The sequence below is a fragment of the Aureicoccus marinus genome, from assembly GCF_002954325.1.
Classification (GTDB): domain Bacteria; phylum Bacteroidota; class Bacteroidia; order Flavobacteriales; family Flavobacteriaceae; genus Aureicoccus; species Aureicoccus marinus.
Window position 1 is genome coordinate 15,840 of sequence record NZ_MQVX01000001.1, and the last position, 15,708, is coordinate 31,547.

The window sequence follows — 15,708 nt, forward strand, 5'->3', positions numbered from 1 at the left end:
TATGCAGTAGCGGCCATAGTCTGGAAGCCCGAAGGGAATTCAGTTCCCGAGTTCAGATTTTTTATTTGCAGAAGTGGTTTCCCGGTCTGGCTGCGACGAGCTTAGCAGAGATATCCTTTCTTAAACAAATCCCTACTCACCTTTAATCTTTCAAAAATAACTCCCCAACCCCATAGTCAAGGCCTCCAATATTTCCGGAAGATTGTCCTCGTTTTGGGTTTAGTATTGGGTAAAGGCATACTGAACCAATTCATTCAGGACCAAAAGTAAAGTAGCAAGAAGTAGATTAAAGACACTGTAGCCAGTATTTGTAGACAAGACCGGAAATTGAAATTGTAGATAACTTCTTCATGTAATGGATCTTCGTGTTTTAGGTAAAACTAGGCGTGAACATCCTTCCAGACAATCCCTACTAATGAAGATATTGAGCCAGCTATATCCTTGTACAGACTTCTTCTCAAACAATCTTTATCTTGAAGGTTGAATACTGTAAATTAACCCTCATGCAATCTCGTCTACAACTCATTTGGATTATCCTGATCATTATATCTTGTACTGGTGAATCTTTTGATAACACAGCAGAACCCATCAAAGGTTTACAGGAGGATGTTGAAATCGTGCGGGATAAATGGGGTATCAATCACATCTATGCGCAAAATGAACATGATCTCTTCTTTGCGCAGGGTTATGCCGCGGCAAAGGATCGTTTGTTTCAATTCGAAATATGGCGGAGGCAAGCTACAGGTACTGTAGCCGAAATTTTGGGTGAGCGCGAATTGAAAAGGGATATCGGAACACGTTTATTTAAGTTCCGAGGTAATATGACCACAGAGATGGAGCACTACCATCCCAATGGGGTAGAAATCATCACAGCTTATACCGATGGAGTCAATGCTTATATTGATGAAATCTTAAAGCAACCGGACCGCCTCCCAATGGAGTTTAAACTCCTGGGCATTCAACCAGAAAAGTGGACTCCTGAAGTGGTTATTTCTCGTCATCAAGGTCTTTTGGGTAATATCGTTGCCGAATTGCAAATCGGGAGAGCAGTGGCCTTGCTAGGAGAAGAAAAGGTCAAAGAGCTGCTTTGGCTTCATCCCATGGAGCCGGACCTTACAATGGATGATAGAATAGATCAAAACCTTTTATTTCATGATATCCTCGATCTGTACCAAGCCTACCGTAAAGTAGTCAGTTTTAGGAGCAGTGATGTACTGCCTCAATACCGTAACCTTAAAGTAGAGACGGCTTTTAACCAACAAAAGCAGCCCAATCTGGATTCCCTATCAATCGGAAGTAACAATTGGGTAATTAGCGGAAAACTTATGAAGGATGGGAACACCTATATGGCCAATGATCCTCATCGGACAGTCGCTGTTCCGTCTTTGAGGTATATGGCACATCTGGTAGCGCCGGGATGGAATGTGATAGGTGGCGGAGAACCAGAGATTCCCGGTATATCCATCGGGCATAATGAATACGGTTCGTGGGGACTTACGGTTTTCAGAACAGATGGAGAGGATTTATACGTTTATGACCTCAATCCTGAGAACCACGACCAATACCAGTACAAAGGGGAATGGGTCGATATGACCATTGTACAGGAACGCATCCCCGTTAAGGGGCAGGAAGCGGTAGAAGTGGATTTAAAATATACACGACACGGCCCCGTGACCTATGTAGACTCAAAAAATCACAAAGCTTATGCAGTGCGCTGCGCTTGGTTAGAACCAGGAGGCTCGCCCTACCTGGCCTCGCTGCGAATGGATCAAGCAAAGACTTGGGAAGAATTTAGAGATGCTTGTAACTACAGTCACATTCCTGGCGAAAATATGATTTGGGCCGACAGGGAAGGAAACATCGGCTGGCAAGCGGTTGGAATAGCTCCTGTGAGGAATAATTTTAGTGGATTAGTTCCCGTTCCCGGGGATGGTCGTTATGAATGGGATGGGTATTTACCCATAGTCCAAAAGCCCCATGCGGTTAATCCTGAAAAGGGTTATATAGCGACCGCTAACCAAAATGTAACTCCACGGGATTACGTTCATTGGAATGCGATCGGGTACTCCTGGTCAGATCCTTACCGAGGGAATCGAGTCAATCAGGTACTCGACTCCACCCCAGACATGACCATGGAAGATATGAAGTCTTTACAGGTAGACGTAACCTCATTGCCTGCCCAGAGTTTAATTCCATTCCTGGAACTTATTGAGTTTGAAGGTCAAGCTGCTCAAGCGAAGGAGATGTTGTTGAATTGGAATCATCAATTAAATTCAAACTCCATTGAAGCGGCAATTTATGTCGCTTGGGAAAACACCTTAAGGCATCTGGCCCATGAGCGTTTTGTTCCTTCTAATGCTCAGAATTACATCAAAAGTATACAGCTGAAGAAAGTGATTGATTGGATTCAAACTCCTGACAATAAATTTGGACCACAGCCTGTTCTTGGTCGAAATCAGTATTTAAGCGAGGCCTTCACTTTAGCCATTAGAGATTTGGAAACTCGATTGGGCACCGACATGAGTCAATGGCAATACGGGCAGAAAAAGAACAAGCGTACAGAATTAATTCACGCTTTAGCCGACGCGGTGAATGACAGTATTGCAAAGCAGCTGATCTTGGGGCCCTTACCAAGAGGAGGGAATGGCTATACCCCTGGCTCAACTAGTAATGATTACCGTCAAAGAACAGGAGCTACTTTTCGGTTAATTGTTAATACGGGAGATTGGGATGCTGCCCTAGGCACAAATTCACCAGGGCAATCTGGAGATCCGAACAGTCCATTTTATGATAACTTATTCGGCCCTTGGGCAAAAGACGAGTTTTTCCCGATCTACTTTTCAAAAACGAAGATTGATTCTGTAGCCGTCAGCAGAATCACCCTGCAGGCCTATTGATTGAATTACGCTTTAACCAAATGAAATCACAAAAGAAGTCCGCTCATTCGGCACGGAAATTAACCTCAGCAAGCCTTCGTGGTTGCGAATGATCTGCTTCGATTGGCTAAGCCCAAAGCCGGCACCCATACTCGTGGTGGTAAAGAAGGGCTACTAGGGGAATCAGAGCCAAAATTCCCAAGAGAAATTTCCTTTAGCCTTTGGTTTATTCGGCGAGTAGCACAACCAAAATCCTCAGAACCCATAGCGCTTTCGGCTCAAATTGAAGGGTAATGGTCATGCCGCTAAAGATAGAACATGATCCAAAAGAAGCAAGCCCTTAAAGAAGTTCCTTTTCCATCGCGATTTTGATGATGCCTACGCTGTTTTTGGCTCCCAGTTTACTCATGATATTCATACGGTGGGTTTCCACCGTTTTCGGGCTGATAAAAAGCTTTTCAGATATCTGCTGGGTGGTCAGCTCTTCAGCAATGGCCTGAAGAACCTCGGTTTCGCGCCGGGTGAGTTTAGGTTGTAAGCCATTGTCAAAAGTTCCTTTGGAACTCACTTGATTCAGAAGGCGTTTGTGGATGTCACTTTGCAGAAAGAGTTCGCCGCCTTGGACGGTTTGAATGGCCTTTAAAAGCTCCTCCCGATCCGTGTTTTTTAGTAAGTACCATGGACGCCGTTTTTGAGCATTCTTTTGACAAAGGAGATGTCTTCAAAGTTGGTCAGGGCAATGATCTTGAGTTCGGGCTGGTCTTTCAGGAGCATCTTGGCTAGATCAATCCCGTTGATATCGGGGAGATTGACATCTAAGAGCAGCAAAGTAGCCTCGTCTTTTTGAATGTTGTCTAGGGTTTCTTGGGCCGAGTTGTAGGTGCCAACAACTTCAATTCCGTCTAATCCTTTAAGCATGGCAACAACGCCTTCCAGGACCATTTGGTGATCATCGGTGATGGCTATTCGGGTGTTCATGGCAGTAGATTTTTGTTCATACTCAAGGTATAGGAAGTCCCTTCCTGGTTCGAAAGCACATCCTTGTCGGCTTGGAGGTAGTCCACCCGCGATTGGATGTTTGAAAGTCCGATCCCGGATTTGTTTTGCGCCGAGGTGTCGAAGCCTTTTCCGTCGTCTTCCACCGTCAGCTGGATCTCTTCTTCTCGGCAACTCAGCTGAACATTGATCTGCTGAGCTTCCGCATGTTTTAGAGCGTTGACCACCAATTCCTGTACGATTCTAAAGATGTTGATTTCGGCATTTTTAGAAAGTCGGGGGTGTTCTCCCAGATGCTGAAAGTCAATTTCTGGCTGGTGGATGCCGTTGGTGTTTTCGATATACTCCTCCAAAGCCTCCACCAGGTTAAAGTTTTCGAGCGAAGGTGGGACGAGGTTGTGGGAAATCGCCCGGACCTGTTTGCAGGAATCGTCAATCATGGCGACGGCTTCCCCGATGGCCGGATTCTCTTTATCACTCAAAGCCGAAAGCTTGAATTTAATGGCTGATAAATCCCCGTTGACCCCATCGTGCAATTCGCGTGCGATGCGGAAACGCTCTTTTTCCTCCCCTTGAATCAGGGATTCCAGGGTCTTGATTTGGTGCTCTTTTTTAAGGGAGTCAATTTCTTGGTTCTTGCGTTTTTGGCGTTGCCAGAAGACATAGCCTAATAGTACCAGGCTAAAGAGCAAGAAATACAGCTGGGCATTTCGGGACTGCAGTCGACCGTTGGCCTGTTCGATTTCCAGGTTTTGGGCAAGGAGTTCCTTGTCCTTTTTCGCCGTTTCGTACTTGGTTTCGATTTCCGAAACGTTCTTGAGGTTTTCTTCCTGTAGAATACTGTCGCGATAAAGGGTGTGAAGCTTGTAACTTTCTAAGGCCAGGGCAGATTCACCGAGTTCTTCATAGGTATTGGAACGGGTCTGGTAGATTTTGGAAAGCAAGGCCTGATCACCCAACTCAAGGCCCAATTCCAAGGCACGGTCAAAATGGAATTTCACTTGGGCGTTTTGTTTGAGTTTTCCGTAAGTATTACCCAGTTCAAAATAGGTTTCGGTCAGCTCTTTTTTATCGGCCAGCTCTTCTCGAAGGCTAAAGGCCTTCTTTAAGTAATCCAAAGCCTCTGTATAATTCCCCAGCTTGGATTGGGTGGCACCGATGTTCTGGTAATTCCGGGCGATCTCTCTTTTATTTTCATTGGCTTTATTGGCTTCAAGAGAACGCTGAAAATAGGTAAGCCCTTCCTCGAGTTGACCCAGTTCTATATAGATAGCACCAACGCCGTTAAGTATTGTACCCGAGGCGTAGCGGATGTTGGGGTTTTCACTGTTTTCAGATATTTCTACCGCTTCCAAAAGAAGTTCGATGGACTTTTGCTTATTCTCCAGTATGCTATAGACATTGGCGAGGTTGTTTAGCTTGATGAATTTGCCGTATTCATTGCCTTCTTTTTCATCCTCTATAATCCCTTCATAATAAATTCTTACCGCCCTATCCAGTTTCCCATTGTTTTTGTAAAGCATACCCAAGGAGGAGTAGATTGCTGATTTCTTTAGCTCGTGTTTTTTGGCAATACCGAAGGCCTGTTTATAAAAGACTTCCGCCGAGTCCATTCTGTTCGAAAAGAGGAAGGCATTTCCTGTATAGAGTTTAGCGTTCGCCCGGACCTTGTGGTAACCGATTTCTTCGGCAAAATCATAGGCCTTGTGGCCATAGTAGACCGCGGTATCGGTGTCTTGGTAGAGGTAGTAGTAGGCCAGATCATTCAGCACCATGGCGCGGGTCGTATCGGCCTGATCCTTGACGAGCTCCAATTTCAGACTGTCAATAATGGACCCGGTCTGAGCGAAGAGCGAGCTGCTCATCAAAAAGAGAAATAATCGCATGAGAATACGCATAGGACAAAAATCAGTTAAGGAAAGATACTACTTCCGTCTACAAGTCTCAGGTCGAGTAATTAGTTCTCGCCAGAAAGATCATCAGTAGGTGCCCGGTCTTCAAAGTAGATGGTCCGTTCGGCTTCAGCCGTGTTTCCGGCGGTGTCTGCCACTAAATATTTTACCGTGTATTCGCCCGCTTCTGTGGTGCTGAAGTTTCTGAACATATCATAGGTTAAAGTTGTTTCTCGCATTGTTATTCTCCGGTTGTAGGCTTCTTGACCAGCACTGTTCTCTACAATGATTTGCACATAATCTATGGTGATGTCGTCCATGGCAATAAAATGCAGGTCGGCTTGTCTTCGTGGGCCTTCACTCGTGTAGAATACATCTCCATCGTCTGGGAGGATAACCTGTAAAGTAGGTGGATTGGTCTCTTCGGTAAATGGGTCTTCCTGTGCTTTTGTGCAACTGTTTAAAAGCACGATAGCACTCATTAAGGAGAAAAAGGCGAATAGTCGATTGATTTTCATGATTACTTTTTTTGAGTTCAATTACCTCCGCAAATTAGAATCCAGGGGTCTGAAAAGCCTGAGGGGATTCTCTGAAATCGAAAAACTCAGGGTATTCCCTTAAAAAAAGCCATTGGATTCGTCCAATGGCTTTGACGAAAATCTCAAGACCCTCTAGCCAGAGATCACCGAGAAGGAAATCCGATTAGAAGCCTTTTTGCGGATGAACTTAACCACTAAATAAATCGCGGCTACCCTAAACGTTTTACCCGCCGGTATTTTGAAGTCGAAGTACCGTTTGAAGAAAAATTTGGGTCGGATAAAGAAACCGATCTCACCCAGTTGTTGAACGCACTCTAGCGCTTTCTGACCTTAATATCGTAGAAATTCCAGCAGTTACCTCCGGCCTCAGCACAGCCAACTTCGGTCAATGAGTAAACGTTTTCCACATTCGAAATCTTGGCAAAATGCAGTTTGATTATACGCTCGGTATAGGCGGGAATACTAATTGAACCAAAACCTTGGGCTTCTGGTCCTCGCCAGCCTTCCTGATATTTTAAAGCGAATCGGTTTCCAAATTTATCACTTAAAACGTAAGGGTACTGCCCCCCCGGTGCATGCAAGGTTCCATTGATCGGATTGGTTGAATAAAATTCAATCTGGACGATGGTGGTGTAGTCATCATTGAATACATCTGTCACTTTCATGTAATCATAAGGGGCGGTCTTACCCACGGTAACCAGATTGACCGTCTTCGGTTTACTGACTTTCGAGGAGCTGGTATTTTTTTGACCCATGACCTCAGTTCCTCGCAAGAGGGAAGTGGGGCAAATCTTAACCATTTCAAACCCCATGAGTTCTCCTAGGGCGTTCATGTCGGCTTCATTGGAAATACTGTAGTGCTTTTGTACTTCCTTGGAGTGTGCCATCAGGGACTTGGAGAAACAATTCAAATATTCTGTTGAAAATTTCTCTTGACTTACATCATCGGCTATTTTTCCGATACAAGCGCAGACCTCTTTAGACATCGTTGTGATGTAGGGTTTGTCAGCTTGTGCTTGAAGAGAGAGCGTACTGATCAAGACGAAAAGGAGCGATAGAGGGTGGACTTTTTCATGTGAGGATGGTTATTTCGATTGAATATAAAGTAAAATCATAATAAATGACAGGTAAGGCACTACTTCTTCTTGTACCCCAGTTGCTTGTAGAGCTTTTTGGAGGCGTGTAGGAAGCGTTTTTGTGCCGTTGCTTCAAACCAGGCCTTGGCCACCAGTTTGTTATTGCTCAATCGAGCGTCTTTCCAATGTTCTATTCCGGCAATCGATAAGCTGGTCCAGTCTTCGTTGATAAAGCTGACCGCCTTGATGTTCTTTTTATGGATGAAGTTGAAGTAGGGGACAAACCACTCTTCCCAGACTTTGGTATTGTCCATATCAATCCCTTGAATCGGATTGGATTCTGCGATCATAACCGGCTTGGCGTGCTCCTTGGCAAAAGCCAAGACAGCATCGCATTCGGATCCAAAATCGTCTCCACCGTAAGCATGATCAAAGATGGAAACACCGACCCAATCGACATAATCGTCACCGGGGTACCAGTCTGCTATACTATAGTTCTTATAGGGCTTCGCTGCATAGGAATGCCATACAAAGGCAATGTTTTCAACGTTTTCGGCCCGAAAAAGATCCACGATACGTCTATAGGCTCGAATGTAATCCCGGGGTTCCAATTCGTTGTGCGGTCCATCAAATTCATATCCAATTCGCAGGTAAATAGGTCTGTTGACATTCTTCGCCCATCTCGCGTACTCTTTAATAACCCTATCGTAGGTGCCGAGTCCAGTTTTTTTGGCAATATCCAAAATCCCAACCATCCACATCGCACTATGGACAACGGTGTTCGGGAATTCGTCGACGAGCATCTGGTGATTCTGGGTGCTGCCGGTATTGTTTTTAAAAGCACTGGCCACTCCTTTGAATTCAGGGATTCCCCAGTAGGCCGACCAGCCTCCAGGTTGTTTTTCGTCACCGAAGTTGTTTTGATAATCGGTTATTCCCTCTTTGGTCTGCCCCATAATAAGCAGGGTCTTGCCAGTAGGAGGAACAAACTTGCTGCCTTGGTATTCGTAGATAAACTGGGCATCCGTTTCTGTCGATATGGCTGCTGCCATTTGTTCAGAAGATTGGCCGTGAAGGCCAGTAAATAAACCAAACAGACCCAAGAAAAGCAGGGTAGAGCTCAATTTCATGCTGCGATTTTTTTATGAAATTACTTTAGCTACTTCTTTAACGCAATCATTTCCTCTGGAATTGTAGAAAGGTGAAACCAAGAAAGGGACCAATGGCCAGCAGAAGGAAGAAATAGATGCTGCTATTATCGGTGCTCAAAGCGTTGAGTAGCTCGATACTGAGGATGGAAATGGCAAAACCAATGCAGTTGACCAGGGTTAGTGCTGTGCCTTTGATTTCTGCAGGTGCGTTTTTTGCGACCAAGGAGGAGAATAGAGGGGAGTCCGCGATCACCAGCATTCCCCAGACCAAGAGAAAAACCAGAAAAGCGACCGGATGGGCCTCATAGAATACCGTTGGGAAGAGTAGACAACAAATTCCGGAAAGAAGAAGAGCACCTTTGGCCACGCCTTTGTTGCTCAGTGCTTTCCCCAAGTAACCACTGATGATACAGGCTAGGCCACCCAAACCAATCACCAGGCAAGAAAGCAGAGAAACCGGGAATCCTAAATCCGGCCAGTAGTTGTTAAAGCGTTCGATAAAGAAGGGAACAAAGGCCCAAAAAGCATAGAGTTCCCACATATGCCCAAAATAACCCAAGGCTGCAGCTCTGAACTCCTTATTGGCAAAGACTCTTTGAAAGTCTTGAATATTTACTTTTTGACCGGCTTTTCTAAAGGGTCCATCGGGTACGCCCAGAAAGAGCAGAACACCCCCGAAGCTGGCGAGGCCAGAAGTGGTTAGAATAACGGCTTGCCAGGAATAATCCGTACTGAGCTCTTTGAGTAAATGCGGAAAGGCCGTACCCAGTACCAGGGCGCCTACCAAGTATCCCAAGGATACACCCAGGCCTTTTTCGAAATAGTCTGCTGCGATTTTCATTCCCACCGGATAGATGCCTGCCAAAAAGAAACCCGTGAAAAAACGGAGAGCTAAAAGACTACCGAGTTGGTTCCCCTCCCAGATGATGCCGACGTTTACCAGAGCGCCCAATAAGGCACTAATCATAAATACCTTGGATGGGGAGAAGCGGTCGGCAAAGGAAAGGAGGGCGAATACCAGGGTACCTGAAATAAAACCCAATTGTACCACAGAGGTTAAATAACCCATGGCTGCAGCGGGTAAACCAAATGCGGCCGATAGATCAGCCATCACCCCGTTACCGGCGAACCACAGAGAGGTGCATAAAAATTGAGCAAAGACAATTAAGAAGAGAACACGTCTGGAAGATTTCATACCCCGGCAACTTAATGAATTTTATTTGGAGCCAGATCTGAAACAATTTTAACACCCGGGATGGGAACCTCTATTTTGGGTTTAACGCTACCTTAGTACTGCATCTGAAAAAACAAAAACCTAAGCAGTAATACATGAAATGGCTTCAAGAATTTCGTCTTCAAGGGGAACATGTACGTTTGGAACCTTTGAGGCGAGAGCACCGCGATGAACTCAATGCCGCGGCACAGGACGGAGATCTTTACAACCTCTGGTTCACCAGTGTCCCCACCCAGGACAAGATGGACAGCTTTATCGAAACCGCTCTTCAGGGCTATGAAGCAGACCACAGCCTGCCCTTTGTGGTCAGGGAGCTCAGTACCGATCAACTGATTGGTTCGACCCGTTTTTTAAATGCCGATGCAAAGAACAGGCGGCTCGAAATAGGCCACACCTGGTATTCCAAAAGCTGGCAAGGAACCCGCATCAATAAGGAATGCAAATTGCTCCTGTTACAACACGCTTTTGAAGGATTAGAATGTATTGCTGTGGAGTTTCGAACCAACTTCCACAACTGGCCTTCGCGGAGAGCTATTGAATCTTTGGGGGCAAAGAAGGACGGGGTTCTGCGCAATCATCGGGTGGATGCTCAGGGACTTTTGCGCGATACCGTGGTTTATTCCATCATCGACCAAGAATGGCCAACGGTTAAATTCTCTCTACAACACAAACTGAAGCGATGAAGCGCTGGGGAGTTTTGTTAGTCCTTTCTTTTCTGTTGATGGGCATGACCTGCCGCAAGTTGCCCCACCCCAAGGTGTATTCCACTGATCAGCTTGAAATTATACAACTCCGGCAAGGACTTTATTTGCATATCTCACAGATCGCCCTAAGCAATGGAAGTACTTTTCCGTGCAATGGTTTAATCTACACCGACCAGGGGGAAGCCGTGATTTTTGACAGCCCGGCTTCGGATGCGGGAACGGCCGAACTGCTGTCCTGGATAGAAGCACAACAACTAAAACTTAAGGCGGTTGTACCCAATCACTTTCACGAAGACTGTGTTCAGGGCTTACCCCAGATGATTGAGAAAGGGGCCTTGGTGTATTTGAATATTCGGACTTATGTGGAACTGGATGAACCCAAAGACAACAGCCCGTATCGGGTTTTTGATAGTATTCAGGAGTTGAAGATCGGTCGCAAAACAATCGTAAACCGTTACTTCGGCCCGGCCCACACGAGCGATAATATTGTTTCTTACCTCCCCGCTGAAAAGGTGCTGTTTGGAGGTTGCCAGGTCAAGGCCATGGGGGCAGGAAGAGGCAATGTCGCCGATGCCAATACGGCTCTTTGGCCCATGCAAGCCAGGGCTATAAAAGAAGCCTATCCCGAGGCAGAACTCATCGTCCCCGGCCATGGAGGTATTGGTGGATCCGGTTTATTGGATTTTACCGCGGAACTGTTTTCTGAAAAGTGATTATTCCTTGATGCGCGCTTGCTTGATGTAGTCGAGCTTGGGCCATCCTTTGCGCAAGTACTCGTTGCCGAATTGAGCGATGGAATCCTGTTTATCCTGAATGTCGGCGCCATATCCTTTGTAAAGGGCGTCAACCACATCCATTCCTTGGGTCACTTTGGCAATCACCGGAAACCCTTTGACCTTATTAAAGCTGATGGTGTCCAGGCGGTTGTTGTCTTTTAGATTGATGTACAACTGTGAGGTGCGGGTTTGTGCCGTATCTCGTGCAAAGGCGATAGTACCTCGGTCATTCCCCTGAATAACCTCCTCATCCGGCACAGGAATGCGGTTCCAAGTGGCGTAGAGGGTACTGTCGTTGCTGATCCCAAACTGGGCAACAAAGTTGGGAATTACTCGGAAGAAGGCGATGTCCTCGTAGTATCCACTCTTGATCAAAACGTAAAGGCGGTCGACCGCAGCCGGAGACCATTCTCGTCGGGCCTCAATTTCGAAGGTGCCCTTGGTGGTTTCGAATTCCGCTACAAAGCGTTCTGGAGCCGTTTTCTTGGCCCATTGTGCAGGTTTGGTGGGGCCACAGGAGGCAACCAGAACCAGGGCAAAAAGGGCGATGGTGCAAAGAGTGGTGTTTTTCATCTGGGTGGGTTTATTCACAAATATAGCAGATTAGTCCGCTCCCCAAATTCGCTCGATCGGATGGGCAAAATCAGGATCAAAGACCAGCAAGGCATTGATCAGCTGAAATCCTTCGTACTCTTTCAGGTCGCTCAAGGTAATCCGTCTTTCTGTGAACAGGCCTTCCGACAAAAGTTTCGCCCTCTTGGTACCCGGCAATAAAGGGGTGTCAGGGGTAAACCACCTGCCTTCCTTCAAGAAAGCGATATTGGCGTAGGAGCTGTCTCGTATGACCCCGTTTTGATGTAATAAAATGTCATCCGCTCCCTCTCGTTTTTCAAAACAGGCTTGAAGTGGCTCTCGGTCTGACCACTTGATGGGGTAGGACCAATCTTGAATTTCGACAAGTTGAAGGGTGTTGGGGTGTTTGGGCGTGTAGGCCAGGATCTGTGTTTGTGTACGGTAGCGCCCATAGCGAATGCGCAATTTATAGCGCTGTCCTGCAGGAGGAAAGTGAATTCCCTTTAGGGCGGAGGACAGGCGGTAGGGAGGAGGGTTCCCGTAGAGGCTCTGTAGCTCTGCTCGAAGCGCCATTGGTGCCAGTTCAGGTTTTTGACCTGTCCATTCTCCAGGGCCAGACTTTCAAAGAGTGGGAATGTAGACTTTTTGGAGAAGCTCATCGAATTCGTGTTCGCATTGACTCAGGTGGGTTATGCCCCCACCGGCTCGGTAATATAGCCTATTGTTTTGGTTTTCAATATAGCGGATAGCCACCGCACTTTCGATTGTTTTTCCGTCATAGAGTCCAAAGACTCCTGTGTAAAAGCCCCGATCTTGGCCCTCTTCCCGGCGAATGATTTCGAGGGTTTGGGGTTTGGGGGCACCCGAAACGGATCCGGCCGGAAGCAGTCGGTTCAGGTAGTCACCAAAGTGGGTTTTCCAGTCCAGGGGAAGCTCGGCCTTGATGTGGCTGCTGGTTTGCCAGAGCCCGCCTTGGGGACGCTTGATTTCTTCCAGGTAGCGGTACTTTTCTACCCGCACCTTTTGGGCAAACTGCGAGAGGTCGTTGCGCAGAAGATCGACAATGGTGGCGTGTTCCGCTTGCTCCTTGTAGTCGGCCAATAATTCTTCTGCAGCCTCTTTGGAATGGGCGGATCGCGTTCCCTTCATCGGAAAGGTTTCTACCTCTTGGTTCTGAATACGAATAAAGGATTCGGGCGAGAAAACCGTAAATCGGCCTTCCCAATAGAGCTTAAATGGGGCCTTACTTTGCCAGAACACCTGTTCCAATCGGCCTTGAAGATCAACCTCTACCGGGAAGGTGAGGTTGAGCAAAAAGGAGTTTCCCCAATTGATTTCTTTGGTGACTCCTTCGAAGGCTTTTTGGTATCGCTCAAGTAGCTCCGTTTTTTTCTTGGGATCGACCTCTAGGTGGACGCCTATGGACTGCGCGTCGGCCGGTGGGCTGGCATTGGTGGTGCCTTTGATATTGTAAAACAAACCGGCCTCCGTGGCCTCTTTTTCAGAAAAAAGGTGCCAGTACTTTTTTTCAAAATCAATCAGAAAAATAAAGGGCCTTTCGGCTTCTAAGAAAGCCGTGCATTTTTCAGCAAATTCCGGGTAATGCATAGAAGTCTGCACGCTGTCGATTTTGGCCTTGCAAAGTTAGGACTATCGGCGCTTCAGTTGAAATTTAGATTGATGACGGTAGACCTCTCCCGCTTTTAATTCAGCACTCGGGAATTGCAGAAAATTAGGGGCGTCGGGGACGTTTTGAAACTCAAAGCAAATCGACGGAAAAGGCACTTGCTTTTCTTTGAGATCAATATTGACCTGCAAGTGTTCTGGCGCAAAAACCACCACAGCCGCTTGGTTGGTCCAGCCTTCCAAGGCAAGGTCTCCCTTGGTGGATTGGTATCGAATGGCCGGCTCCCCGGCCTTGATTTGATCCAGTAAAAAACAGTGATCCAGTCCGCCATAAGAGGGCAATGCTTCCAGGCTTTTCTGTTTTCTAAAGTCCTTCGCGTCTTCTTCCAAGGGGGTGAATCGTCCTGTAGGCAACAAATACTCATTGGTTTCAAGACAACGTGCTGAGGACAGTTGAAGCGACTGTTCGGTGAGGGGATTCCCGTCGAGATTGAAGTAGACGTGATTGGTCAAATTCAGCACAGTATCAGCATCTGAAACCGCGCGGTATTCCAATTCCAAAGAGTCATCGTCCTGCAAACAGTAACGGGCTTCAATCTCCAGAGCCCCCGGATAACCTCCTTCTCCGGCTTTTGAGCGGGTGTAAAGCACCAAAGTTTGAGGTAAGTCGGAAGCCTCTTCATCCAGTTCCCAGAGCTTTCGGTCAATGCCCTCTGCCCCCCCGTGCAAATGCACCCCCTGCTCATTGGACTCCAGGGGGTAATATTGGCCATTGAGGCGGAAACCTTCGCGAATTCGTCCGGCATAGCGCCCAATGGTGGCACCAAAGTAGTAAGGCACGCTTTCGAAAACGCTGAGGTAGTCCGAGATTTGATCAGGTCCAACGATAATGTCGCGCTCCGTTCCTCCTTCTTCCCGAATCTTCCAGCGGTGTAAAATAGCTCCTAAATTGAGGATTTCGACTTCCGTTCCTAGGCTGTTGTGCAGCTTGAATTTTTGGATGGAATTAACGCTTGGGTTGGGCAGCATGGAGTAATTTTAAGAATCCAATTCTAACAGTCCAAAAGTAATGGGATTCACAGTAACCAACAATGCAGAAAACAAGCGCTATCAAGCGGAGGTGGAAGGGCATCTGGTCAAGATCGATTACCTGGTTACCAAAAATAAAATCTACTTAACCCATACCGAAGTACCTCAGGTATTGGAGGGTAGAGGTATAGGGAAAACCTTGGTGGAAGCGGCTTTAAACGATATCGAAGCCCAGGAGAAGCAATTGGTTCCGCTCTGTCCTTTTGTCGCTGCCTACCTCAAAAGACATCCCGACTGGGCTAGAATTCTGGCTCCGGGTTTTAACGTATCTTAGAGGAAAACCACCACATGGCTGAAATTGTCAAAGACTACACCAAGGGCGACTTAACCATTCATTGGAAACCCGCCAAATGCATCCATTCGGAAATCTGTATAAAAACCCTGCCGGAAGTATACAAACCTTCAGAGAAACCCTGGATTCAGCCAGAGGGAGCTTCCGAGGAAGACCTGATGAAGCAAATCGACCGCTGCCCTTCGGCGGCCCTTACCTATATCAGGAAAGGTCAAGATGCTCAAGAGGTGGTCTCTAACACAGAAATCGAAATCATGGTCAACGGCCCTTTACTCGTAAAAGGGAACATCCGTCTGGTGCGCAAAGGGGAAACCGAAGAAAAGGAGGGTCCTGTAGCGCTCTGCCGATGTGGAGAATCAGCCAACAAGCCTTTTTGCGACGGCGCCCACAAGCGAATTGATTTCCAGGGATAAAGCCTACTTTTTTCGAAATTCGATTACCTTTGCGCCTCGGTATTTTTGAAGGAGAATTATGAGAGCGACTATTTGTCGAAAAGCCCACTTTAACGCAGCCCACCGCCTGTTCAATCCAGCATGGAGTGAAGAGAAGAACCGGGAGGTCTTCGGAAAGTGTTTTAGCCCACATTACCACGGCCACAATTTTGATCTCGAAGTGCGTATTCGCGGTGAGGTAGACCCAGATACGGGCTTTATTATGGATTTAGCTGTTTTAGGGGATCTCATCAAGACCGAGGTGGAAGAGCGATTTGACCACAAAAACCTCAATATCGAGTGTCCTGAGTTCGAAGGGATCATGCCCTCTACAGAATACTTTGTCAAGATTATATACGACTTGCTCAAACCCCATTTAAAGGGGGATCAGCAATTGCATATCACCCTGCATGAAACCAAAAAGAACTCCGCCGAGTACGGAGATTGGTAGAC

The 15,708-nt window shown here is 46.8% G+C and carries 17 protein-coding genes; 6 read left to right on the top strand and 11 right to left on the bottom strand.

Going from position 1 to position 15,708, the window contains the following annotated elements:
* Positions 1 to 503: 503 nt before the first annotated feature.
* Complete coding sequence (locus tag BST99_RS00060) at positions 504 to 2,897, top strand: penicillin acylase family protein (RefSeq protein ID WP_104999979.1); 2,394 nt, start codon at positions 504 to 506, stop codon at positions 2,895 to 2,897.
* Between the two features lie 319 nt (positions 2,898 to 3,216).
* On the opposite strand, the gene BST99_RS00065 is transcribed toward BST99_RS00060, so the two are convergent.
* The 7 genes from BST99_RS00065 to BST99_RS00095 form a co-directional block, all read right to left on the bottom strand.
* Positions 3,217 to 3,444, bottom strand: a complete 228-nt coding sequence (locus BST99_RS00065) for a response regulator transcription factor (RefSeq protein ID WP_181044116.1) — start codon at positions 3,442 to 3,444, stop codon at positions 3,217 to 3,219.
* A gap of 98 nt (positions 3,445 to 3,542) precedes the next feature.
* Positions 3,543 to 3,854, bottom strand: coding sequence for a response regulator (locus tag BST99_RS00070; RefSeq protein ID WP_104999981.1), 312 nt, complete (start codon positions 3,852 to 3,854; stop codon positions 3,543 to 3,545).
* A complete protein-coding gene (locus BST99_RS00075) occupies positions 3,851 to 5,758 on the bottom strand; it encodes an ATP-binding protein (protein ID WP_181044117.1) in 1,908 nt (635 codons plus the stop codon). The genes BST99_RS00070 and BST99_RS00075 overlap by 4 nt, the downstream gene beginning before the upstream one ends.
* Before the next feature lie 71 nt (positions 5,759 to 5,829).
* On the bottom strand, positions 5,830 to 6,282 hold the full coding sequence (locus tag BST99_RS00080) for a DUF5011/hyalin repeat domain-containing protein (protein ID WP_104999983.1): 453 nt from the start codon (positions 6,280 to 6,282) through the stop codon (positions 5,830 to 5,832).
* 335 nt (positions 6,283 to 6,617) lie between these two features.
* The gene (locus BST99_RS00085) at positions 6,618 to 7,289 is read right to left on the bottom strand and encodes a hypothetical protein (protein WP_146106158.1); all 672 of its coding nucleotides are present in this window, start codon (positions 7,287 to 7,289) and stop codon (positions 6,618 to 6,620) included.
* A 149-nt stretch (positions 7,290 to 7,438) separates the two neighbouring features.
* Positions 7,439 to 8,509: a glycoside hydrolase family 26 protein gene (locus tag BST99_RS00090; RefSeq protein ID WP_104999985.1), complete on the bottom strand. Its 1,071-nt coding sequence runs from the start codon at positions 8,507 to 8,509 to the stop codon at positions 7,439 to 7,441.
* Between the two features lie 46 nt (positions 8,510 to 8,555).
* Entirely contained in the window at positions 8,556 to 9,725 is a 1,170-nt protein-coding gene (locus tag BST99_RS00095; protein WP_104999986.1) for an MFS transporter, read from the bottom strand.
* 134 nt (positions 9,726 to 9,859) lie between these two features.
* Here BST99_RS00095 and BST99_RS00100 point away from each other — a divergent pair, with 134 nt between their 5' ends.
* Positions 9,860 to 10,447, top strand: a complete 588-nt coding sequence (locus BST99_RS00100) for a GNAT family N-acetyltransferase (protein WP_104999987.1) — start codon at positions 9,860 to 9,862, stop codon at positions 10,445 to 10,447.
* On the top strand, positions 10,444 to 11,181 hold the full coding sequence (bla, locus tag BST99_RS00105) for a subclass B1 metallo-beta-lactamase (protein ID WP_104999988.1): 738 nt from the start codon (positions 10,444 to 10,446) through the stop codon (positions 11,179 to 11,181). Before BST99_RS00100 ends, bla begins: the two co-directional genes overlap by 4 nt.
* On the opposite strand, the gene BST99_RS00110 is transcribed toward bla, so the two are convergent.
* From BST99_RS00110 to BST99_RS00125, 4 genes are read right to left on the bottom strand one after another with little or no spacing between them, the layout of a single operon-like run.
* Positions 11,182 to 11,817, bottom strand: a complete 636-nt coding sequence (locus tag BST99_RS00110; RefSeq protein ID WP_104999989.1) for a peptidylprolyl isomerase — start codon at positions 11,815 to 11,817, stop codon at positions 11,182 to 11,184.
* 30 nt (positions 11,818 to 11,847) lie between these two features.
* A complete protein-coding gene (locus tag BST99_RS00115) occupies positions 11,848 to 12,390 on the bottom strand; it encodes an aminotransferase class IV (protein WP_104999990.1) in 543 nt (180 codons plus the stop codon).
* A 48-nt stretch (positions 12,391 to 12,438) separates the two neighbouring features.
* Positions 12,439 to 13,437, bottom strand: coding sequence for an aminodeoxychorismate synthase component I (locus tag BST99_RS00120; protein ID WP_146106159.1), 999 nt, complete (start codon positions 13,435 to 13,437; stop codon positions 12,439 to 12,441).
* A 30-nt stretch (positions 13,438 to 13,467) separates the two neighbouring features.
* Positions 13,468 to 14,472 carry an aldose epimerase family protein gene (locus BST99_RS00125; RefSeq protein ID WP_104999992.1) on the bottom strand — a complete coding sequence of 335 codons (1,005 nt, stop codon included), beginning with the start codon at positions 14,470 to 14,472 and terminating at the stop codon, positions 13,468 to 13,470.
* Positions 14,473 to 14,512: 40 nt separating this feature from the next.
* Here BST99_RS00125 and BST99_RS00130 point away from each other — a divergent pair, with 40 nt between their 5' ends.
* The 3 genes from BST99_RS00130 to BST99_RS00140 are packed head-to-tail and all read left to right on the top strand — an operon-like array spanning position 14,513 to position 15,706.
* Positions 14,513 to 14,806, top strand: coding sequence for a GNAT family N-acetyltransferase (locus tag BST99_RS00130; RefSeq protein WP_104999993.1), 294 nt, complete (start codon positions 14,513 to 14,515; stop codon positions 14,804 to 14,806).
* Between the two features lie 14 nt (positions 14,807 to 14,820).
* A complete protein-coding gene (locus BST99_RS00135) occupies positions 14,821 to 15,237 on the top strand; it encodes a (4Fe-4S)-binding protein (RefSeq protein WP_104999994.1) in 417 nt (138 codons plus the stop codon).
* Positions 15,238 to 15,295: 58 nt separating this feature from the next.
* Positions 15,296 to 15,706: a 6-pyruvoyl trahydropterin synthase family protein gene (locus tag BST99_RS00140; protein ID WP_104999995.1), complete on the top strand. Its 411-nt coding sequence runs from the start codon at positions 15,296 to 15,298 to the stop codon at positions 15,704 to 15,706.
* The last annotated feature ends 2 nt before the right edge of the window (positions 15,707 to 15,708 follow it).

Excerpts from the sequence above, each read along its gene's own strand:
- BST99_RS00060 (WP_104999979.1), top strand. The coding sequence starts at position 504 with ATGCAATCTCGTCTACAACTCATTTGGATTATCCTGATCATTATATCT.
- BST99_RS00070 (WP_104999981.1), bottom strand. The coding sequence starts at position 3,854 with ATGAACACCCGAATAGCCATCACCGATGATCACCAAATGGTCCTGGAA.
- BST99_RS00075 (WP_181044117.1), bottom strand. The coding sequence starts at position 5,758 with ATGCGATTATTTCTCTTTTTGATGAGCAGCTCGCTCTTCGCTCAGACC.
- BST99_RS00080 (WP_104999983.1), bottom strand. The coding sequence starts at position 6,282 with ATGAAAATCAATCGACTATTCGCCTTTTTCTCCTTAATGAGTGCTATC.
- BST99_RS00085 (WP_146106158.1), bottom strand. The coding sequence starts at position 7,289 with ATGTCTAAAGAGGTCTGCGCTTGTATCGGAAAAATAGCCGATGATGTA.
- BST99_RS00090 (WP_104999985.1), bottom strand. The coding sequence starts at position 8,509 with ATGAAATTGAGCTCTACCCTGCTTTTCTTGGGTCTGTTTGGTTTATTT.
- BST99_RS00095 (WP_104999986.1), bottom strand. The coding sequence starts at position 9,725 with ATGAAATCTTCCAGACGTGTTCTCTTCTTAATTGTCTTTGCTCAATTT.
- BST99_RS00100 (WP_104999987.1), top strand. The coding sequence starts at position 9,860 with ATGAAATGGCTTCAAGAATTTCGTCTTCAAGGGGAACATGTACGTTTG.
- bla (WP_104999988.1), top strand. The coding sequence starts at position 10,444 with ATGAAGCGCTGGGGAGTTTTGTTAGTCCTTTCTTTTCTGTTGATGGGC.
- BST99_RS00110 (WP_104999989.1), bottom strand. The coding sequence starts at position 11,817 with ATGAAAAACACCACTCTTTGCACCATCGCCCTTTTTGCCCTGGTTCTG.
- BST99_RS00115 (WP_104999990.1), bottom strand. The coding sequence starts at position 12,390 with ATGGCGCTTCGAGCAGAGCTACAGAGCCTCTACGGGAACCCTCCTCCC.
- BST99_RS00125 (WP_104999992.1), bottom strand. The coding sequence starts at position 14,472 with ATGCTGCCCAACCCAAGCGTTAATTCCATCCAAAAATTCAAGCTGCAC.
- BST99_RS00130 (WP_104999993.1), top strand. The coding sequence starts at position 14,513 with ATGGGATTCACAGTAACCAACAATGCAGAAAACAAGCGCTATCAAGCG.
- BST99_RS00135 (WP_104999994.1), top strand. The coding sequence starts at position 14,821 with ATGGCTGAAATTGTCAAAGACTACACCAAGGGCGACTTAACCATTCAT.
- BST99_RS00140 (WP_104999995.1), top strand. The coding sequence starts at position 15,296 with ATGAGAGCGACTATTTGTCGAAAAGCCCACTTTAACGCAGCCCACCGC.